The organism is Lujinxingia vulgaris (assembly GCF_007997015.1).
Taxonomy (GTDB): Bacteria; Myxococcota_A; Bradymonadia; order Bradymonadales; family Bradymonadaceae; genus Lujinxingia; species Lujinxingia vulgaris.
Genome location: NZ_VOSM01000004.1, coordinates 56,902 through 77,292, shown reverse-complemented (window position 1 = coordinate 77,292; position 20,391 = coordinate 56,902). Strand labels below are relative to the sequence as shown.

Genomic DNA, 20,391 nt, shown 5'->3' with positions numbered 1-20,391 from the left:
TCGCGCTCGGTCGTCCTCCAATCTGGGATACGTCGTGTGTGGCTGCGTTTGGTGCGCACCAACACTTGGAACGAGCGTGTGGAAGTCAAATGTTCAGAGTGGTTCGAAGCACGAAGATCACGCTTTACATCGCCGGGAGCGGGGCCGCCGAGGGGCGAGTGTTTGAGGGCGCAAACCCCCGCAACCTCAACCCGTTCATCAACACAAAGGTACTGCTCATCGCCATCGCCCCGGCCGCAAACATCGGCGACAAAAGCACGCCGAAGAAGGGGTAAAGTAGGCCGGCGGCGACCGGAATGAGCGCGGCGTTGTAGGCAAAGGCCCAGAACAAATTCTGTTTGATGTTGCGCAGCGTGGCCTGCGAGAGGGCGATGGCGTTGGGGATGCCGCTTAAGTTGCCGCTCATCAAGACCACGTCGGCGGCCTCGATGGCGATGTCGGTGCCGGTGCCAATGGCCAGCCCCACGTCGGCCTGGGCCAGCGCCGGGGCGTCGTTGATGCCGTCGCCCACAAAGGCGACCTTGAGGCCGGTGGCCTGCAGGCGGCGCACGGCGTCGGATTTGCCCTCGGGCAACACCTCGGCCAGCACCTCGTCGATGCCGAGTTGGTGGGCGATGGCCTCGGCGGTGCGCTGGGTGTCGCCGGTGATCATGGCCACGCGCAGGCCGAGTTTTTTCAGCGCGCGAATCGCCTCGGGCGCTGAAGTTTTGATCGGGTCCGATACGGCCAGAACCCCGGCGAGCGCGTCGTCGATCATGATGTAGAAGGGCGTCTTGCCGTCGGAGGCCAGGCGTTCGGCCTCTGCGGCGAAGATCGACGGGTCGAGCCCCAGGCGCCTGACGTATCGGTCCGCACCGATAGCCACCTGGCGTTCGCCAACCTTTGCGCGGACGCCAAAACCCGCAACCGCCTCAAAGTCGCTCGCCAGCAACACGGGAAGGCCCTGCGCGGCGGCCGCCTCCACCACCGCCCGGGCGATGGGGTGCTCCGAGCCCTGCTCGACGGCGGCGGCCAGCTGCAACACCTCGGTTTTGTCAAAGCCACCCTGCACGAAATAATCGGTGAGGGTGGGGCGACCCTCGGTGAGGGTGCCGGTCTTATCGAGGGCGACGATGTCGGCTTCCTGGAGGGTCTGCAGGGCGTCGCCCTTGCGGAAGAGCACGCCGAGCTCGGCGGCTTTGCCGGTGCCCACCATGATGGAGGTGGGCGTCGCCAGGCCCATCGCGCAGGGGCAGGCGATGATGAGCACCGAGACGGCCGCCACGAGCGCCGACGTTAACGCCGGCGCCGGACCAAGCCACAGCCAGGCGCCGAAGGTCAGCGCAGCGAGCACGAGCACAATGGGCACAAAGACCGCCACGACTTTATCGGCCAGTGCCTGAATCTGCGGTTTGGTGGCCTGGGCCTGCTCGACGGTGCGGATGATCTGCGCGAGCACCGTATCGCCGGCGACGCGCGTGACTCTGAACAAAAAGGTGCCGTGGGCGTTGATCGTGCCGCCGACGACCTCGCTTCCCAACATCTTTTCCACGGGTACGGGCTCGCCCGTGATCATGGACTCATCGACGTAAGACGCACCCTCCACGACCTCACCATCCACCGGTACGCGTTCCCCGGGGCGCACGCGAATCACATCGCCCACCCCAACCTCAGCCAGCGGCACCTCCAGCTCTTTGCCGTCGCGGACGACACGTGCGCTCTTGGGTTGCAGGCCCACCAACTTGCGAATCGCCGCGCTGGTGCGCCCCTTCGCCAGCGCCTCCATGTATTTGCCAGCGAGTATGAGCGTGATGATCACGGCGGAGGCCTCGTAATAGACATGCAAGGATTCTGCGGGCAGCAGGCCCGGCATAAAGGTCGCCACCACCGAATAGCCGTAGGCCGCGCTGGTTCCGAGCATCACAAGCGTGTTCATATCCGGGCTAAGGCGCCGCAGAGCCGCCCAGCCCGTGCGGTAGAAACGCCACCCGGGGCCGAACTGCACGGCCGTCGCCAGCGCGAAAAACAGATACCAGAGCGTCTGCCGCTCAATGATGCCCATCAGCCAGTGGTGCGCTCCGGGAATCATCATCGGGACCATCTCCAGGAGCAGCAGCGGCGCGGTCAGAAGGGCGGCGATCCCCAACCTTTTGCGCAGGGTTTGAAGCTCGCTCTCGCGCGCAGCCTCCTCGACCTCGCTGCGCGAGCTGTCGTCGGCCAGGGGCGTGGCTTCATAGCCCGCTTCGCGCACGGCGGCGGCAATGGCCTCAAGGTCGATGGTGCGCGGCACAAACGCCACCGTGGCCCGCTCCGTCGCCAGGTTCACCGACGCGCGGGTCACGCCCGGCAACCCGGCAATTGCTTTCTCGACGTGGCTCACGCAGGACGCGCAGGTCATGCCTTCAATTCTCAATGTTTCAGTCAGGGTGCTCATCGCAACCTCCTCGTTCTGCATGGGGATGACATGATGGTGCGCGCCTTCAGGCGCTTCACCCCTGCAGACGGGCCCCGCCGCGTGCGCTTACAGCCCAGAGACAAAAAACCCGCAGCCACCGAGGTGGCTGCGGGTTTTTAATGAGCAAACGGTGGTGTGCGACGCGAGCTTAGTGGCCGCAGGTGCAGTCCAGACACCCACGCGCTGCACACGCCCCGCAGGTCTCCTCGATGCGGCCCTTGAGCTGCTTACGCGCCCGGTGACGCCGCACATTGAGGTTGTTGGGCGTGATGCCCAGTTGGGCTGCCAGCTCTTCGGTCTCGGCCTCGCCAAGCTCCATCGTCTCGATCATCTCCTGATACTCATCTTTGAGCGTCGGGATCAGCTTTCGAAAACACTGGCAGACGTTGGCGCGTTCTTCGGGCGTCTCCCGAATCTCGGCCTCCCGGGCGTACTGCCCGACGTACTTCTCCTGCGTCTTTTTACGACGCTGCCGGTCGATGATCGCGTTGCGCAGGATCTGGTAGAACCAGGCGACCACCTTGTCTTCATCGTCGAGCTGATCGAAAGAACCCATCGCCTTCATAAGGCTGTCGTGCAGGATATCCTCGGCCATCTGTGCATCGGAGACCCGCGAGCGCACAAAGCCCAGAAGCTGCTCGCGATGCTCCAGAAGCGTCGATTCGAGCGCGGCGTTTGAAGTGGGTGTCGTCATACATGGGCCTCGTTCGGGAGAGGGCGGTGGGCTATCAAAAGGTTCAACGTTTCAGGGGGCGCAGGTCTTTCTAGCCCTCGACTTCGCCAACCACCTCGTAGTCCGCGTCCTCGATGGCCTTGGAGATTTCGCCCAGATTCGTGGTGCTCTCCTCGTAGGCGACCGTGACCTGCTCTTTGTCCAGGGTCACCGCGACCGACGCGATGCCGTCGAGCGCGCCGACGGCCTTCTCGACGTGCTTGGCGCAGTTTCCGCAGCTCATGCCTTTGACGTGCAGGGTTTTTTGAAGGGTACTCATGATGAACCTCCGATGCGTGAATTAGGTCAAAAGCGACGAATCGCCCGGTTTGAACGATGACCTCGATGGGCGTCTTCGCGCGAATTTCCGCAGAAGTCAGCGCGCGGCCACCGGGGCATCTACCTACATAGACGCGCGTCGTCTGGCGAGGTTACAGTCTCGCCAGACTTTTTTGTCCGCCGGCCATTGTTTCGCCACGAAAAGGCATGTTGTGATTCTTCGTCGCTCGCTCTTTGCTCTCATCACCACCTCGCACACCATCACCGCTTGCGACGCCTCGCCAGAGGCCGAGAACGCGCCCGTGGTGGAGGGCCAGGCCGCCCAAGAACAGGCCGCCGAAGACCAGATCGAGCCGGTCGGCGAGCCCGAGACTTCGGCTGAGAGCGCCGCCAGCCCCGCGAGCGCAGACTCGCGCGAACAAGAAAGCGAGAACCAGCCCGAGCCCCCGTGTTTTATCCCCGACGAAGCCACCTACGGCTCCCTCGACCTCCGGGACTCCAACCTCACCATCGCCCTGGCCGCTGACCTCAACGGCGACGGTCGCCTCGAGGTGCTCGTCCCTAAACGCTCCACCTGCCGCGACTTTGCCGTCTGCCCGACCGACGTGCTCCGAACCTGCGAGGGGGGCGGCTACGAGGTGATCGCCGAGCTAACCTACTTCCTGCCAGGCGGCATCACCGTGGGGCCGGGTTCCAATCGGGGCTGGAGTGACCTTCATGTCTCCACCGCCCAGCGCGACGCCGAGGGGCTGTGGGAGACGACGCCTGTCAGGTTTGTGTGGGATGGGGAGACGTATGTAGGGGGTGAGGTCGAAAAATGAGGTGAGGCCGGGGTTCACGGAGTGGGTCGATTCGTGAGGGCGTCCGGTGGCGTGCGGGTTGTGGTTAGGTGGTTATGGGGTTGTGTGGTTGTGGGGCGCCGGGGTTCACGGAGTGGGTCGATTCGTGAGGGCGATCGGTGGGGTGCGTGTTGGGTGGGGGCGCCGGTGGGGCGTGTGGGGCGTCTTTGTCCCTTAGCGCGGGCAGAGGTATAGAGCATGCTCCTGCCATCGCCCTGGGCTCGCCAGCGAGCGCGACGTGGCGGTGGTTGGAGCGCCCGTTCAACGCGCCACGCGAGGAGCCACCGATGTTGGAGACCTTTCCCTTCGAAGAGCTGTCGATCCGCTTCCGGCGCACCGGGTCCGGGGCGCCGATGGTGATGCTGCATAATGGCGGCACCTCGCATGTGATCTGGAACGAGGTCATCGAGAGGCTGGAGGGGTTTGAGGTGTTTGCCCTCGATCTGCTGGGGTTTGGGGCCTCGTCGAAGCCGGGCAAGGGCTATGAGCTGAGTCGTCATGTGGCGATTCTCAAGGCTTTTATCGAGGCGCACGATCTGGCGCCGGTCCGCCTGGTGGGAAACTGCATGGGGAGCGCCACGAGCCTGGCTTACGCGATGGCGCATCCCGAGAGCGTGCGGGCGATGGTGCTGATCAACACGCTGACGGCGGCGACCTTTGAGACGGGCATCTACTCGCTGCTCTACGGGCTTCCCGAGCGGGCGCCGGGGGTGGTGGAGGTGATGTCCAAGATTCCTCTGGGTTCGCGCTTTGGGGCGCTGGGCGTGCGCTCGCAGCTTGGACGGCGCGGGCTTGCCAGGAAGGTGCACCGCCAAAAGGAGCTGGCGTCGTGTTACGCCAGCGCCTCGCAGTCGCGGGCGCTCCTGGAGGTGTTGGCCGACATTCCCAACTACAACGTGCTCGACGTCTTTGAGCCGCCGGCTGATTTTCCACCCATCTGCACCGTCTGGGGGCTGGAGAATCGGGTGCTGCCGGCCCGGAGAGGGCGCGCTCTGGTAGAGGGGTTGCGCCCTCAGCGCGAGGAGTGGTTGGAGGGGTGCGGACACCTCCCGATGCTCGAAGATCCGGAGCGCGTCGCGGCGATCCTTAGATCATTTATGTCATCTGAACCCACCGATGCAGGTCATGACGATGCTCTTTGAAAACGATGTTTTTGATCTGGCGAGCCTCGTTGGCGAGGTGGCCCACGAAGAACCCGAGCGCGTGGCGATCATTGAGCCGAGCGGTCGCGACGGGCAGGGCCGGCGAACGTATGCGCGCTTCACCTACAAAACCCTCTCCGAGGATGCGGAGTCGGTGGCCGTGGGGCTGCGCGAGCTGGGAATCGCCGAAAAGACGCGCACCGTCTTTATGGCGCCGCCGAGCTACGAGGCCTGCGTGGTGTACGTGGCGCTGACGCGGGTCGGGGCCACCGTGATCATGATCGACCCGGCGGTGGGATTGAGGAACGTTGGCGAGCGCCTGCGTAGGCTACAACCTACGGCTTTTGTGGGGGTGGGGCTTGCCCATGTGGCGCGCCTGATCTTTGGCTGGGGCCCGCGCTTTCTGAAAAAGAGCATCGTGGTGGGGCCGGGCCCGGGCTTTCCGGGCGCGCGCACCGTGGCCTCGCTGCGGCGCGCGCGCCCGGAGCGTCCGCAGCTCGCCAGTGTGGGACCAGACGATCCGATGACCGTGCTCTACACCACCGGCAGCACCGGGCCGGCCAAGCCCGCGCTCTACACCCACCGAAATTTCTGTGGAGTGTTGCGCATCGCCCACCAGAGCTGGGGGTTTGCCGGGCGCGAGGGCCTGCCGGTGGATATGGCCGTCTTCCCGGCCTTTTTTATGATCGGGTTGAGCGCCAAAGGCACGGTCGTGGTGCCGCCGATTCACTTTGTGCGCGAGCCGCCCGCGAAGACCGATCCGGCGCCCCTGGTGGAGGTGATCAACGACTGCCAGGTGCGCTCGCTCTTCGCCTCCCCGATCATTCTGGCAAATATGGCGCGTCACGCCGAGGCCAACGCCCTGACGATGCCCTCGCTGGAGGTGGTCATCGGCGGTGGCGCGCCGATCACCGGGCCGGTTATGGGCGCGCTGACCCGCGCGATGCCCAACGGAGAGGTGTTTGCCAACTACGGCGCCACCGAGGCGCTGCCCTCCACCGCGCATAGCGCCCGGGAGACGCTGGCCGAGACCTGGGAGAAGACCGAGTGCGGCCACGGCATCTGCGTGGGGCGTCCCTTTGAAGGCGTGGAGCTTCGGGTGGTCGCGATCGCCGACGGCATCGCCGAGGAGGCCCAGGATGTGCCCCCTGGCGAGATTGGCGAGGTGCTGGTGAAAAGCCCCCATATCAGCGCGGGCTACATGGATGACCCCGAGAGCACGCAAAAGAACAAGATCGGCCCATGGCATCGCCTCGGCGATGCGGGTTACCTCGATGAGCAGAGGCGCCTCTGGGTGGTGGGTCGCATAGGCCATCGGGTGCGCGGGGAGCAGGGGCCGCTCTTTCCCCTGCTATGTGAGCCGATCTTCAACGCCGAGCCCCGCGTCAAACGATGCGGATTGGTGGGCGTGCCCGGCCTCACCCACGATCGGCCCGTGCTCTGCGTCGAAGCCCACCCCGGCGCCGATCACAGCGAGCTGCGCAAGACGCTGCTGCAGCTCGCCAGCGACCACGAGGTCTCTCGCGAGATTCGCGACGTCCTCTTCATCGACCGCCTCCCGGTGGACCCTCGTCATAACTCCAAGATCGACCGTCCCGAGCTCGCGAGGTGGGCGGCCAGGCGCCTTCGTTAAGCGCCTTCAAACGCCGCAGACCCACAGCCCATCAGCCCGGACAACGCCCGCATCTCCGGGGCGATGTTAAGAAAGTAAAAGTTCACTCAAACGGGGGGGAGGCGTCCTTGCTCCCCCACCGGACTCGCCACTAAGCTCGACGCTACGAGCGAGTTCCCCCCTCGGGCCGTCCGCGATTCAAGGGCAGCCCGGCTCGTCCTCTCGCCCTGAGATAATCGTTACTCAGGGCGTAAACTTCACGATGTCGGCGGAGAAGACTTTATGTGGAATCTGCGAATCGTTCTTTTGTGTGTGCTGCTCGTTGCGTGGGCCGGTTGCGGCGATGATGCCCAGACCCGTGGCCCTGGCGAGCCCCCGGACCTGCCCTGGCCCGACGTGCAATGCGACGAGGTCAACGAGGGGCTCAACACCATCGACGTCAACGGCACCGAGCGGCGCTTCTGGATCGCCTCGCCAGCGACAAGCCACGATGAGCCCCTCTCGGCGGTGTTCTGGTTCCACGGCTTCTCCGGCTCCCGGAGCCCGGAGGTCGACGCCCAGAATGACGCCGCGCTCCTCGACACTCTGGGAGTCCACCCCGACGCCGACCCCGATTTTCCCTTCGTGCGCGTGCTCCTCGAAGACCTGAACCTGCAGCCCTTCAACGGCCTCGACTGGGATATCCGCACCCACGACCCCAACCACGATCTTGAGCTTTTTGATATCGTCGTGGGCTGCCTGCGCACCCACCGCAACGTGGGCACCGACCGCATCTTCGCGGCGGGATTCAGTGCGGGCGCCACCATCGTCAACCTGCTGCACGCCACCCGAAGCGACCACGTGCGCGCCATCTACACGGCCTCCGGGCTGTGGATCAACGAACCCGAAAACCTCGCCGCCGCCCAGCGCGTCACCGTCCTCCCCGGCCTCGTCGACTGGGACTGGCCCGCCCTCGACCCCATCGACGCCCGCAAGGGCGCCGTTCTGCTGACCCACGGCGGAAGCAGCGACAACGTCCCCGGCACCCCGGTGACAGTGAACTTAAGCGACGCCGGGCGCACCGCCGCCCAGTGGCTCGTCGAACACGACCGGGTGGTCGTCGAGTGCGAACACGACCAGGGCCACACGCTTCATCCGGAGGTCAGCGCGGAGCTCGTACTCGACTTCTTCGCCTCGCATATCGGCACCGGACCCTCGCCATGGACGGCGGGGCGAGGGGGGCTGCCGGAGTCGTGTGTGGTGCGAGTGCCTTGAGGTTTGGGGTGTTGGGGGGGGCGCGATGATGGGGGGAGCGTGTGGGTTGGGGAGCGTGCGGGTTGTGGTTAGGTGGTTGGGTGGTTGGGTGGTTGTGGGACGCCGGGGTTCGCGACGTGGGTCGATTTGTGAGGGCGTTGGGAGGGGCGCGGGTTGTGGTTAGGTGGTTATGAGGTTGTGTGGTTGTGGGGCGCCCGGGTTCGCGGTGTGGGTCGATTCGTGAGGGCGTCGGAGATTCACGAGTACCAGTGCGAGCTACGAGTACCAGTACGAGCACGAGTACCAGTACGAGCACGAGTACCAGTACGAGCACGAGCTACCAGTACGAGCACGAGCTACCAGTACGAGTACCAGATCGAGCCCGAGCCCCGATACCACCTACAATTTCTCTCCGCCGCCCGGCCGAATCGACCGCGAAAGGCTCGCGACCCCCTCGACGCCTACCCCTTGCCTATCACGAAAGGGCGGCGACCCCCTCGACGCCTACCCCTTGCCTATCACGAAAGGGCGGCGACCCCCTCGACGCCCAGCTCGTGCCTATCGCGAAAGGCTCGCGACCCCCTCGACCCCTGGCCGAGCCTATCACGAAAGGGCGGCGACCCCCTCGACGCCCCGTTTGGGGTATGTCTGGAGCGTCAGTCGGGACCTTAAGCGCGAGTAACGCGGCGAGGGGGGAGCGGGAAGCAGGGCGCTACTGCCGCACGGAGTTCTCCCGCTGATACTCCGACTTCTGCACTACCATCTCAATCACATACGCCATCCCATCCAGCTCGAACGCAATCGCCATCGGCTCCCCCAGCGCGACCTGCGCATCGATCGCCTGCGCATACGCCACCTCCTCGCCGACTTTGCCTTCGATCGTCCCGGCGAGCGCGATGTTTTCGCCGACAAAGGTCGGTGTCATCTCCAAGAGAAACTGCACCGGGCGCTCGCCACCACCATTCTGACTCACCGTGACCGGCATGCCCGGCATGGAGATGCTTTGCGGACGCGACTTCACGTCCCCATCCACCTCGATGGTCATCTCGAAGTGCAGCCGGGTATAGCGGTTGGGGTCTTCGGGGGGCGCGTCCGTGGCTTCTTTGGCGGGGGCGGGTTGCTCGGCGGCGCTCGGGCCGTCCATATAGATCAAACGACCACGCGCATCGACATCGGGGCAGCTCTCGGAACTCGGCTGGTAAAAACCCTCGCTGAACGCATAACGCACACATCGCTGAACCGGCCCTTCCGCGCTCTCATCGCGAACCTGCGCAAAGAGGTCCGCGGGTTGTCCCGACCCGTCGGAAAGCGGTCCGGCCCACAGGCGGCCGTCGACATAATCGAGTTCATTTTCCACAAACATCCCCTCCTCGTTCTCGAACAAAAAGCTGAGAAACACGCCGGAGGCAATGCGGTCACTCCCCACCACGAAAACCTCGCCAGGCAGGCCAAGATCGACCGACCCCACATAGATGTAAGGCATCCAGGCGTCTGCACCCGGCACAAAGACCTCATGCTCGCCAGGCGCATTAAAAAGCGCTGGCACAACGCGCTCGCGCACCTCCGGCGCCTCCAACCCGGCGAGTTCCCCAGGGGCGGGAGCATCGGCCAGGACGAACGAGCCGACGATCGCATCGCAGGCCGTCTCGCCGGCATCGCTCTCGGAGGGCACCCAGGTGTCGCACACCAGGCGCGCCCGGGTCGGAACCTCCGATGGGAGCTCCAGCGTCTTCACATAACGTCGGAACTGGCACGCATCTCCCGACGTCTTCACCTCGTCGCGGTCCAGATGCGTGACCACATAGGTCACCTCCACCCGGGCCCCGCCGCACTCCTCACCCCCATAGGGCGTGCTCGCCCACAGCCCACTCTCATCGACGCGCACCTCGAAGCCTTTTCCCAGCGCGATGCGCGCTAAACGAAAGGGGGTGATGGCCGCCGTGTCCACGTGCGCCAACTCGCCCACACCCGGAGCGCCGGCGCGTGAATTCGACTCGGAGGTGGAGCAGGCGAGCAAGCCGGCTGCCAGGGTGAGGGCGCACAAAGCGGGGAGGAGCGTGGCGAGTTTGGTGGGCATGGTGGGGTCGTGGGTTGGGGGACGGGTAGGGAGTCGTGGGAATGAGGGGGGGGTGGGCGGCGAGGATGGCAGTTGCCTGGTGATCGGTCACCCGGGCGGGGGAGGTGTTCGGCTGAAGATTATGGCGAGGACCACAGGCGCTCCACCAAACTCCTGCCGGCTCTTCAGCCCGTTCTCACCCGCATCAACGACGGTCTCGCACCACTGCTTGGTTTCGCAAAGATTGAGGTCGTGATGGTGCGCAGCGTCATATTTTGAGGTCTCGCCCCGAAATAATTTGTTGCACCAGCGCGGTACGACGTTTTGACGTTCAACGTTTGATATCTTTCAAAAATCCTTCACCCATCTCACTCTATTAAACTATTGTTCTGCTCATCATCCGTTCCGATTTTGACGCACTTGGCGTGGCTAAGCGCCATTGTCATAGCGGCGGTTTAATAATCTGAATAATAGTGTAAAGTGGAAAGCGTTCACAGGGTAGCAACAATGTCAGATCGTAAGTTGGTTATGAGTGTTAAGTTATTTGTCGTCGGAAAATGTCCGTTTCTGTGCTTCGCGGAACGCCTTGTGTTTCTGTTTCTTGGGGGCTTCTTCTGTTGTGAAAGTGATTGAGCCCACGACGAAGAAAATGACAAGAAAGACCACGATGAGTGCGATAATGAAAGGCATTGCGTATCCCTTTTATGAGTTGCGGAGTTTTCGATCACGAGCTCGTTCTTCTTCCTCCAACCTTTCTCGACGTTTTTTTTCCTTTCGTTTTGAAAGCTCTTTTCCTCCAAATATACCGGCGGCAGCGCCCCCAATCGCAGCTCCCAGGGCGAGGATCCCTTTGACTAATTTGTCATTGTTGTTGCTCATTTTGCGATCTCCTTGTTCAAGTGCTGGTAGAATTCGTCGTGTATGTCGGTATGTGTTAAAGGGTGTGAGTTGAAAGATTCAAAGAACTGTTCGACCTCCTTGTTCAACTTCGCTCGATAAGTTTCAAGATCGATTGCTTGTGTGCCAAGATTGCTGCGAAGCGTCTCCATCTTGGAAATGGTTTTTAATTGGCTTAACTCTTCAGGAGACCATGTATTGGAGCCTATTGTTTTCTGTTCCGCAATTAGGATCGACGCGTGATCGCAGTAAGTTTCGCAAGATTCAAAGTGATATTCTCCATGCGTATGTTGATGTTTTTTGAGGCTTAACTGTCGAGACTTTTTATCCACTCTTCAAAGCTCCGTTCTGAATTTAAAAGGGTGTTAATTGACTTTTCGTAGTTCCTTAAAATTTGTTGATGCTCTTTTTCGGACAGCATCATCAGGTCAACTACCGATTTTCCAAACAGGCCTAACATAATAAGGTTGAGTTTGGCACCGTCCACTTTACGCCGAACTTGCGGGTCTTTAATAATGATCGGCATGAGGATCGCCATCTGGGCAATGATGCATGATCCATATGAGATTACTTTGATTTGGCGGTCAAATATTTGAAAGCGATCTGGCGAGTAGATGGACGCTTGTTGTGTGATGTAACCTTTGTTAAGAATTTTGATTAGGCCAATGGAAGTGAAGTCTGATGCGTGAAGTGTTCCGAATTCCCTTCCAAGGGTATCCATTAAAGCGTTGTTGGAAGAGTATCCACACGTGTTTAGTACGTTTTTAGTCCATTTGGTAAAACGGGAGCTTCCAGGTAAGGGGAGTCCCGCAGGGGTAATGAAGTCGCGAAGCCAATGAACGAGAAGGTGGGTGGTAGATGATAGTGCTTGAGCTGCCGGGTTGCCACTTGAGACTGGGTACGCATGGTTGACCATCTGGATTAAAGATTTTCCGCCAACATCTCGGCCCCGCCAGATGAAACCGGGTGGTAATTTCTGGTTGATATTTAAGACATCATGGCCGAACGGATATCGATGATCTTTTCCTGTAAAGTAGTCGGATGGATGGTTTCTGTCATAGTTCGCCCAAAGTTTTGGCTCGACTTTTCTGCCCAGCGCGCTTGTCCACACGGCAGTAAGTGCGCCGAGGACTCCGATGCCTGTCGCTGCCAAAATGTCATTCGAGGTTAAGTTCGCAAACTTTGTTTCTATATTATATTGGCGCAGTAGTGAGCTAAATGATAGGTGGCCGGTGTGTTCCACCGCTTCACGATACAGCTCATCATTCGTCCGGGCGGTTGATCTTTTGATAGATTGACCCTGACGTTTCTTGCGGTGCAACTCGCCGTGATATTGAAGGATAGATGCGCGTTTGTTCCAGAAGTCGTCGCTCATGTTCGTCACGTCAATAGAAAGTTGAATGGTTTGGCTGAAGTGTTGATGTAATGAGTTTAAGGCATGAGCCGGGGCGTGGTAGACAAAAACGCCATCAACGACAATCAACTCGCGGTGGTGTGTCAGTATTCTACGCTGCGCTGAAGGGGGCTATTTAACATAATTTCTTTGGCTCGTGGAGTGCGTTAAACGCAAATTTATCGGAGGCGTACGAGGTTGGATAACGTCCAACCCATATGGCATGAGCGAATTCGTCGCGATCTGTCCGGTGCCACCGGCGGCCAGGCGCGCGCCCCTCAGGGGGGGTGTAATTGTCGGCAATTGTAACGCCTTGTTGCGGCCCTGGCAAGACCAGGGTGACAAAAAAATACCAAATGATCGCCGCAGAAGGGCAGTTAGGGGGTCATCTCCTAGTATGCTTTTAGTGTTTGATATGTTAGTGATAGTGTTTGTTGGTGCTAAAAGCAAAGGGGTTAATTGTCGTAATACGAGGATAGAATTGGACGCGGGGGGCGTTCAGAGGAGAAAAATTAAAAAGAAAAATGGCTTGCTAGGGTTGTTATTTTTTTGATCGTCGACCCACACGCCCTCCTCACCGCCGGCGTTTGGCGAACCCCTCGACCCACACGCCCTCCTCACCGCCGGCGTTTGGCGAACCCCTCGACCCACACGCCCTCCTCACCGCCTCCGTTTTGCGAACCCCTCGACCCCTAAGCGAGAGGCACCCTGTGCCTTTTTCGACCCCCTAAACGCCCCGTTCGGGGTATGCGATCGCTCCCCACACGCCTTCCCACCCAAAACCCTCCTTTTTCCACCCCACACGATCATTCACCGCCTTTCCCCCACCCAACTCCCCGCCTAAACTCACCCCATAGCCCGAACGCCCCCAGGGCCCCGAAACTCGCACACCCCCCAACGCCCTCACAGATCGACCCACCTCGCCAACCCCAGCGCCCCACAACCACCCAACCCCACAACCACCTAACCACAACCCGCACACCACCGACCCCCACACCCACCTCCCAACCCCACCCCACCCCCCAAGCCACGACCCGTTACAAATCCCCCTTCCCAACGCCCCCCCACTTCCGCCACAATACCCCCCACACGAACCGGCCCCCCACGGGCCGCTCATACGCAACCAGGGGTTGAAGTCAGGAGTAGCCTCGATGCTCGAACTTCCCGAACACACACTCGACGCCATCCTCGCCATCCAGCTTCTCGTCGGCTGGGCCGGGGAGGGCGCCTGCGAACCCCCCAGGCTCGCCTGGTGGCAAACCGACCTCGTCGATGACATGGGCGGTGGTGACCTCCTCAAACGCCTCCTCCCCGTCACCCACCGCTGGGCGGGGCTCGAAGCCGCGCGCGAGGCTGGCCGCCGCCACTCCGAGGCGATGCGCACCCAGAGCGCCAACGCGGCGCGCCAGCGCACGCTCTTTCACCTGAGCTTCGAGGTCGATCGCCAGATCGAGCAGCGTCTTCGCGCGCTCAAGCTCAGCGGCGAAACGCCCGCCCAGGCGCTGCCACTGCTCGAGATCGCCGTGCCCGACGCGCCTTTCGACGCCGCAAAACTCGCTGAAGCGCTCAAGCTCCCCGAGCCTCCCAACTCACGCACCACCCCCGGCGGCCGCCGCCTCACCGGCGAGGTCCCGGACTCACCGCTTGACCAGATCCGTAACCTCGCCGCGGCCCTCACCACCTCCGGCGCCTTCGACGACACCTTCCCCCAGCCCCACTACGAGCTCTGATGTCTACGGCTCCCGACAATAGCGACGCGCCCGACGAAGACGCCAAGAAACTCGCCGAAACCCGCGAGATTCACACCCGCATCCTGCGCTTTCAGCTCGGCGTGGAAGAGTCGCGCGCCTACTGGCAGCGCGTCGACGCCGCCGATCCGCAACGCGCCTGGCAGCCGGCACTCGAAGAGCGCTGGTTTGGCGCGGTGAGCGAGAGCCGCGTCAAAGTGATCATGCGCGAGATGCAGGCCCGCTACGACGCCTACCCGCCGGCGTTGCACGCGCTCGCGAACTGGGAAGCCATGGCGCCCGCCACCCGCGCCGTCATCTGCCACTGGCACCTCCAGCTCGCGGACCCTCTTTACCGCGCGTTCACCGGCGACTTTCTCGAAGAGCGGCGCCAGGCCCTCGATCCCACCGTCTCGCGTGAGCAGGTGCTCCGCTGGGTCTCGCGGGGCAACGAAGAGCGCTGGGGGCGTACGACCCGCGTGGCTTTTGCGAGCAAACTTCTGACCGCCGCGTACAACGCCGGGCTCGTCGCCAGCACCCGCGACCCGCGGCCGCTGCAATACCCCCGCGTCTCCGACCGCGCGCTCTCGTACATGGTGCACCTCCTGCGCGAGCTGCACATCGAGGGCTCGCTGCTCGACAACCCCTACCTGCGCTCCGTGGGGCTCAGCGGCACCTTCCTCGAAGACCGCCTGCGCACCCTCCCCAACATCACGCTGCGGCGCATGGGACATCTCGTCGAGTTCAACACCCTCACCCCGGACTTAAGCGCGTGGATTCTGCGCTCCCATGAACTCTCGGAGGCCTCATGAGCCGCCCCGACATCAACCCCCGCGCCCGCGACCTGACCTGGACGTTGAAGGCGTTGGAGCAGGACCTGATCGATGAGAACGGGCCGCGCATCTCCACGATGCGCAACTACCGTTTTGCCATCGCCGTCTACGATCCGGCCGAAGAGTTCGACCTTCGCAAAGGGCTCTCCGCGCTCAGCGGTCGCCTCACCCGCGAGGGTTGGGTGGTGCACACCATCTCCCTGCACCGCGTGCTCCTGGAGCGCCTGCGCCGCGACCTCGGCGAAAAGAACATCGAGCGCATCATCGCCCGCGAGAAACGACTCGCTGCGCGCCCCGGCGGCGTCGAGCGCGCGGCAAGCTACCTGAACGAAAAGATCACGCTGCTGGTGGAGGGGCCCGACGGCATTGCCGCCGACGTGGCGGGCGAAATCGACACGCTGATCGAAGAAAACGCCGAGCGCGCCGACCGCATCGTGGTCTTCATCGCCCGCACCGGCGCGCTCTACCCCTTCATGCGCACCTCCGCGCTGCTCAAACACATCGATGGGCGCACGCATAACCTGCCCGTCGTGCTCTTCTATCCCGGCTCTCGCGATGGCGAGCGCGGGCTCTCGTTTATGAAAGTCCTGCCCGCTTTTGGTGACTATCGCCCCCAAATTTACACGCCCGACTCACTTAAGATTTGACCATGACGACTCTCGATTCCGACGCTCGCACCTCGCAGAACGCCATCGGCGACCTTTTCCGCAAAGACGTCACCCGCGACATCCCGCCGGTGATCTACTTTCATGAGCAGAGCTCCGAAAAGCTCCTCGAAGAGGTGCGCGAATACATCATCACCGGGGGCTATCCCGAAGATCATCCCCACCACACTCGCGTGCCCAGCGGCATTCATGAACAGTACGTGCGCCTGCTCGGCGGCATCGCCCGCGAGCTCGACAAAGCCCAGGGGCCCGAGCTGCCCACGGCCTGGATTTCGGGCTTTTACGGGTCGGGTAAGTCCAGCTTCGCCAAGCTCCTCGGACTCGCGCTCGACGGCAAAACCCTCCCCGACGGCCGCACGCTGGCCCAGGCCCTGCTGGCGGCCGACACCTCGCCATTGGCCCACGAATTCCGCGACGCCTGGGAGGTTTTAAGCGACAAAATCGACCCCATCGCCGTGGTCTTCGACATCGGCGGGGTGGCGCGCGACCACGAGCAGATTCACGCCGCGGCCATCCGCCAACTTCAAGAACGCCTGGGCTACTCGCACCTCGCCAGCGTCGCCGAATACGAACTTCGCCTCGAGCGCGACGGCCAATGGCCCGACTTCCTCGCCGCCTGCGAAGACGTGCACGGCCAACCCTGGGAGGAGCTTCGCGACGACGCGATGGCCGACGACCTCTTCTCCGAAGTCATGCACGCGCTGCTGCCCTCGCGCTACACCGAACCCATGACCTGGGCCGACCTCTTCGCTGGCCGCAACGCCCAGAACCTCGCCCCAAACGAAGCCGCCGACGCCATCGCCGATGTGATGCGTTTTCGGGCGCCGGGCAAGACCCTCTTCTTCGTGATCGATGAGGTCAGCCAGTACATCCATCAGGATGAGCAGCGCATGCTCCGCTTGCAGAGCTTTGCGTCGTCTTTGGGCCAGCGCCTGCGCGGCAGAGCCTGGTTGCTCGTCACCGGTCAGGAGAAGCTCGAAGAGGCCAGCGAGTCCACCGTGCTCGGCAAGCTCAAGGGCCGCTTCCCACCACACCTGCGCGTGCACCTCGATGCGACGAACATCCGCGACGTCGTGCACAAACGCCTGCTCTTTAAGACCGAGGCCGCCGAGGCCACCTTGCAGGACCTTTTTGCGCGCTACCGCGACAACCTGCGCCTCTACGCCTACGAATGCGCCGACATCACCACCGATGATTTTGTCGAGGTCTACCCCATGCTCCCGGGGCATATCGACCTGCTGATGGACATCACCTCGGCCATGCACCTGCGCTCAACCCGCGTGCAGGGCGACACCCACGCCATCCGCGGCCTGATTCAGTTGCTCGGCGAGTTGTTTCGGGAGAAGCAGTTGGCCACGCGTGAGGTGGGGCGGCTGGTGACCTTTGATGACATCTTCGATGTGCAATCGAGCGCCCTCGACAACGACACGCAGAACACCATGGCCGCGCTCCTCAAATGGTGCGCCGACACCGAAGACGAGCTCGCCATCCGCGCCGCCAAAGCCGTGGCGCTCCTCCAGCTTGTGGCCGAGAACCGACCCACCACCGTCGACCTCATCGCCAGCGTGCTCTACGACCGCCTCGACCGCGGCGACCAACGCCCCGCCATCACCGAGGCGCTCAATCGCCTGCGCGATAAGAATTTCATCTCCTACTCCGACACCCGCGGCTACAAACTCCAGTCCAGCGCCGGCAAAGACTGGGCGCAGGAGCGCGAGCGCATCGCCGTCTCCCACGACCAGGCCAGCGAGGTCGTCAGCCGCGAGCTCGCCGCCCTCATCGACGCCACCCCGCGCCCCCGCCATCACGGCAGCGACTTCTACTTCAGCGCGTTTTTCAACGACATGCGCAGCAACCACGATGCGGTGATCAAACGAAACCATCACCAGGCCTCGATCACCTTCGACTTCCAGTTCGTGGGCAAAGACACGCAGAGCTCCACGGCCTGGATTCAGCGCAGCGAAGAGAGCACCACCAAAAACCGCGTCATCTGGGTGGTCGGCCACACCCAGGAGGTCATCGACGCGGCCCGCGCCTGGTTCCGCTCCGAGAAGATGATCCGCACCTACGACGCGCGCCGCGCCAACCTCGGCGCCGCCACCCTCGGCTTGCTGCGCGACGAAGAGACGCGCCGCGACAGCCTCCACCGCGAGCTCGTCAATCAAATCAACAGCGCCTGGGTCGCCGGCAAGATGTACTTCCGCGGCCGCGAGATCGAACCCCGCAATTTCGGCGCCGCCTTCAACACCGCCCTCCACCGCGCTGGCGAGGTGCTGCTGCCGGAGGTCTTTCCCAACTACGTGTCCCTGACCGTCACCGAGAAGGAACTCGACCAACTTCTCAGCGAAAGCCTCGGCGGCGCCTCCGCCAAATTCATGGAGGGCGAGCTGGGCATTCTGAGCAAAGACGCCGGCGTGATGGTCGCGACCTGCACGGGCCAGATCCCCACGCAAATCCTCGGCGCCATCACCTCCGCCCACGGCCTCAACGGCACCACCCTCTTCAACCAATTCACCAGCGAACCCTACGGCTACCACGCCTCCATCATCCAGGCCTGCCTCGCCGGACTCGTGCGCGCCAAGAAAATCGTCATTCAACTCGAGTCCGGAAAACGCGTCACCAGCTACCGCGACCCGGGCACCCAGGACCTCTTCCGCAAAGAACGCGACCTCAAACGCGCCAACATCTTCCCCGCCACCGAAGGCGACATCTCCGGACGCGACCGCATCCAAATGTGCCGCTTCTTCGAAGACCACCTCTCCGCCACCGTCGACCGCGAAGACGAAGCACTCGCCGACGCCGTCTACGCCCACTTCCCCGAAAAACGCACGCGCCTCAAAGACCTCAAATCCCAACTCCAACGCCTCCCCGGCGCGCCACCACTCCCCGACACGCTACTCGCCCTCGAAAGCGCCCTGGACCTCTGCCTGAGTTCACGCCGCGTCGAAGAAACGGTGCTCACGCTCAAGCAGCAGCTCGATGCGTTGCGCGATGGTGTTCATCAACTGGGCGTATACGCATCGGAGCTCACCGAGGAGAAGATCGGGGCGTTGCGGCGTCTAGAGGCGCTAATGATGTACGAGGCCGCGCAGCTCAAGCAGACGGGCGAGCTTTCGGAGGAGGTCGGGGCGGCCATTGGGCGCGTTCAGGACCAGCTTAAGAGCGCGCGTCCCTGGCAGGACCTGATCAGCGTCGAAGCCGACGCGACACGGATTCGGGAAGCGTACCGGGAGGCCCGCCAGGCGTTGATCGACCGCGCGACGGTGGCGACTCGCGAAGCCGTGGAGCGTATCAAGCTCAGGGATGGGTTCGACCAACTCGATGGTGACGGTTCGAACCGCGTGCTGCGGATCATTCGCGAAGCCACAACCGCCACCGACGCGAAGGCGGTCGCCCCTGGGCTCGGTGAGCTCACTCGGGAGATCGACGTGAACATCCCGCGCGCATTGGATGAGGCGCATGATCGGCTGGATAAATTGATCGTGAGTGAGAAGGAAGTTCCGGTTGTGAAGGTGCGGCATGGGTTGTCGAATCGGACGATTCAGACGGAGGAGGAGCTGGAGGGGGTGTTGGAGGAGCTTCGGGAGCAGATCAAAGAGCAGTTGGGGCGGGGAGTGGTTGTGAGGCTGTATTAGGCTCGGAGGTTCGCGCTGGGAGCGGCGGTCGCGGAGCGTTGGGGTTCGCGTTTTGTGGTTAGGTGGTTGTGTGGTTGTGTGGTTGTGGGACGCTCGGGTTCACGGAAGGCTTTAGATTTGTGAGTGCGTTCGGTGGTTCGCGTTTTGTGGTTAGGTGGTTGTGTGGTTAAGTGGTTGTGAGACCCTCGGGTGCACGGGATGCTTTAGATTTGTGAGTGCGTCCGGTGGTTCGCGTTTTGTGGTTGTGTGGTTGTGTGGTTAAGTGGTTGTGGGACGTTCGGGTTCACGGGATGCTTTGGATTTGTGAGTGCGTTCGGTGGTTCGCGTTTTGTGGTTGTGTGGTTTTTGGATGATGTTTAATTCGTGAGTGCGATGGGTGGTTCGCGTTTTGATGGCGGAGGGCTTGAGGATGCAATGGTTTCGCGAAGATCGGCAGAGGCCCCACCACCACTTAAATGCCTGGCGTTATGGACGTGACTTCGCGCTCGCGGTCTACAAAGTGACCCGCCATTTTCCGAAGGAAGAACGGTATGGACTCACATCGCAGCTACGACGTGCGGCCGTCTCCATCCCCAGCAATATTGCCGAGGGCGCGGCCCGCAGGACCAGCAATGACTTCCTACGCTTCCTCTACAACGCGCGGGGTTCTTTGGAAGAAGTCGATACCCAACTCGAAATCGCCAGCGAACTCGATATGCTCTCCCCACGCGACATCGAACTGCTCCGAAAGACCTTCGATCCCCTGAGCCGCACCCTCACAGGCCTCATCCGCTCTATCCAACAAAAAACCGACGGACGCCCCTAACCCCCAAAAGCGACCCCCCCAACGCACTCACAAATTAAAGAAAATCCAGCAACCCAAACGCCCCACAACCACACAACCACATAACCACCTAACCACAACCCGCACACCCCCCAACGCACTCACAAATTA

General features: G+C 62.3%; 15 protein-coding genes. 9 read left to right on the top strand and 6 right to left on the bottom strand.

What is annotated here, in order from left to right; translation table 11 throughout:
- Nucleotides 1-124: 124 nt before the first annotated feature.
- The 3 genes from FRC98_RS09660 to FRC98_RS09650 all read right to left on the bottom strand — a co-directional run bounded on the left by FRC98_RS09660 (nt 125) and on the right by FRC98_RS09650 (nt 3,426).
- Entirely contained in the window at nt 125-2,413 is a 2,289-nt protein-coding gene (locus FRC98_RS09660; RefSeq protein ID WP_230467467.1) for a heavy metal translocating P-type ATPase, read from the bottom strand.
- 169 nt (nt 2,414-2,582) lie between these two features.
- Entirely contained in the window at nt 2,583-3,128 is a 546-nt protein-coding gene (locus FRC98_RS09655) for a sigma-70 family RNA polymerase sigma factor (RefSeq protein WP_146981129.1), read from the bottom strand.
- Between the two features lie 70 nt (nt 3,129-3,198).
- Complete coding sequence (locus tag FRC98_RS09650) at nt 3,199-3,426, bottom strand: copper ion binding protein (RefSeq protein ID WP_146981128.1); 228 nt, start codon at nt 3,424-3,426, stop codon at nt 3,199-3,201.
- 211 nt (nt 3,427-3,637) lie between these two features.
- On the opposite strand from FRC98_RS09650, the gene FRC98_RS09645 reads away from it, so the two are divergent.
- The 4 genes from FRC98_RS09645 to FRC98_RS09630 all read left to right on the top strand — a co-directional run bounded on the left by FRC98_RS09645 (nt 3,638) and on the right by FRC98_RS09630 (nt 8,272).
- Nucleotides 3,638-4,246 (top strand): hypothetical protein, encoded by a 609-nt coding sequence (locus FRC98_RS09645; RefSeq protein WP_146981126.1) that lies wholly within the window; start codon nt 3,638-3,640, stop codon nt 4,244-4,246.
- Nucleotides 4,247-4,551: 305 nt separating this feature from the next.
- The gene (locus FRC98_RS09640; RefSeq protein WP_146981124.1) at nt 4,552-5,406 is read left to right on the top strand and encodes an alpha/beta fold hydrolase; all 855 of its coding nucleotides are present in this window, start codon (nt 4,552-4,554) and stop codon (nt 5,404-5,406) included.
- The gene (locus FRC98_RS09635; protein ID WP_230467466.1) at nt 5,390-7,039 is read left to right on the top strand and encodes a fatty acid CoA ligase family protein; all 1,650 of its coding nucleotides are present in this window, start codon (nt 5,390-5,392) and stop codon (nt 7,037-7,039) included. The genes FRC98_RS09640 and FRC98_RS09635 overlap by 17 nt, the downstream gene beginning before the upstream one ends.
- A 261-nt stretch (nt 7,040-7,300) precedes the next feature.
- On the top strand, nt 7,301-8,272 hold the full coding sequence (locus FRC98_RS09630; protein ID WP_146981121.1) for an alpha/beta hydrolase family protein: 972 nt from the start codon (nt 7,301-7,303) through the stop codon (nt 8,270-8,272).
- Between the two features lie 691 nt (nt 8,273-8,963).
- Here the strand turns inward: FRC98_RS09630 and FRC98_RS09625 are convergent.
- The 3 genes from FRC98_RS09625 to FRC98_RS09620 form a co-directional block, all read right to left on the bottom strand.
- Nucleotides 8,964-10,328, bottom strand: coding sequence for a hypothetical protein (locus FRC98_RS09625; protein WP_146981119.1), 1,365 nt, complete (start codon nt 10,326-10,328; stop codon nt 8,964-8,966).
- A gap of 681 nt (nt 10,329-11,009) precedes the next feature.
- On the bottom strand, nt 11,010-11,186 hold the full coding sequence (locus FRC98_RS21465) for a hypothetical protein (RefSeq protein WP_230467465.1): 177 nt from the start codon (nt 11,184-11,186) through the stop codon (nt 11,010-11,012).
- A 325-nt stretch (nt 11,187-11,511) separates the two neighbouring features.
- On the bottom strand, nt 11,512-12,579 hold the full coding sequence (locus FRC98_RS09620) for a hypothetical protein (RefSeq protein ID WP_146981117.1): 1,068 nt from the start codon (nt 12,577-12,579) through the stop codon (nt 11,512-11,514).
- A 1,169-nt stretch (nt 12,580-13,748) separates the two neighbouring features.
- Between FRC98_RS09620 and brxE the strand changes: the two genes are divergently transcribed.
- From brxE to FRC98_RS09595, 5 genes are all read left to right on the top strand, one after another.
- Nucleotides 13,749-14,327, top strand: coding sequence for a BREX-6 system BrxE protein (brxE, locus tag FRC98_RS09615; protein WP_146981115.1), 579 nt, complete (start codon nt 13,749-13,751; stop codon nt 14,325-14,327).
- Nucleotides 14,327-15,136 carry a BrxA family protein gene (locus tag FRC98_RS09610; RefSeq protein ID WP_146981113.1) on the top strand — a complete coding sequence of 270 codons (810 nt, stop codon included), beginning with the start codon at nt 14,327-14,329 and terminating at the stop codon, nt 15,134-15,136. Before brxE ends, FRC98_RS09610 begins: the two co-directional genes overlap by 1 nt.
- Entirely contained in the window at nt 15,133-15,804 is a 672-nt protein-coding gene (locus FRC98_RS09605; RefSeq protein WP_146981111.1) for a BREX protein BrxB domain-containing protein, read from the top strand. Before FRC98_RS09610 ends, FRC98_RS09605 begins: the two co-directional genes overlap by 4 nt.
- Nucleotides 15,805-15,806: 2 nt before the next feature.
- Nucleotides 15,807-19,457 carry a BREX system P-loop protein BrxC gene (gene brxC, locus FRC98_RS09600; protein WP_146981109.1) on the top strand — a complete coding sequence of 1,217 codons (3,651 nt, stop codon included), beginning with the start codon at nt 15,807-15,809 and terminating at the stop codon, nt 19,455-19,457.
- Nucleotides 19,458-19,866: 409 nt separating this feature from the next.
- Nucleotides 19,867-20,262 carry a four helix bundle protein gene (locus FRC98_RS09595; RefSeq protein WP_146981107.1) on the top strand — a complete coding sequence of 132 codons (396 nt, stop codon included), beginning with the start codon at nt 19,867-19,869 and terminating at the stop codon, nt 20,260-20,262.
- Nucleotides 20,263-20,391 lie beyond the last annotated feature (129 nt).

Coding starts and splice junctions, on each gene's coding strand:
- FRC98_RS09660 (WP_230467467.1), bottom strand. CDS start 2,413: ATGAGCACCCTGACTGAAACATTGAGAATTGAAGGCATGACCTGCGCG.
- FRC98_RS09655 (WP_146981129.1), bottom strand. CDS start 3,128: ATGACGACACCCACTTCAAACGCCGCGCTCGAATCGACGCTTCTGGAG.
- FRC98_RS09650 (WP_146981128.1), bottom strand. CDS start 3,426: ATGAGTACCCTTCAAAAAACCCTGCACGTCAAAGGCATGAGCTGCGGA.
- FRC98_RS09640 (WP_146981124.1), top strand. CDS start 4,552: ATGTTGGAGACCTTTCCCTTCGAAGAGCTGTCGATCCGCTTCCGGCGC.
- FRC98_RS09635 (WP_230467466.1), top strand. CDS start 5,390: ATGACGATGCTCTTTGAAAACGATGTTTTTGATCTGGCGAGCCTCGTT.
- FRC98_RS09630 (WP_146981121.1), top strand. CDS start 7,301: ATGTGGAATCTGCGAATCGTTCTTTTGTGTGTGCTGCTCGTTGCGTGG.
- FRC98_RS09625 (WP_146981119.1), bottom strand. CDS start 10,328: ATGCCCACCAAACTCGCCACGCTCCTCCCCGCTTTGTGCGCCCTCACC.
- FRC98_RS21465 (WP_230467465.1), bottom strand. CDS start 11,186: ATGAGCAACAACAATGACAAATTAGTCAAAGGGATCCTCGCCCTGGGA.
- FRC98_RS09620 (WP_146981117.1), bottom strand. CDS start 12,579: ATGAGCGACGACTTCTGGAACAAACGCGCATCTATCCTTCAATATCAC.
- brxE (WP_146981115.1), top strand. CDS start 13,749: ATGCTCGAACTTCCCGAACACACACTCGACGCCATCCTCGCCATCCAG.
- FRC98_RS09610 (WP_146981113.1), top strand. CDS start 14,327: ATGTCTACGGCTCCCGACAATAGCGACGCGCCCGACGAAGACGCCAAG.
- FRC98_RS09605 (WP_146981111.1), top strand. CDS start 15,133: ATGAGCCGCCCCGACATCAACCCCCGCGCCCGCGACCTGACCTGGACG.
- brxC (WP_146981109.1), top strand. CDS start 15,807: ATGACGACTCTCGATTCCGACGCTCGCACCTCGCAGAACGCCATCGGC.
- FRC98_RS09595 (WP_146981107.1), top strand. CDS start 19,867: ATGCAATGGTTTCGCGAAGATCGGCAGAGGCCCCACCACCACTTAAAT.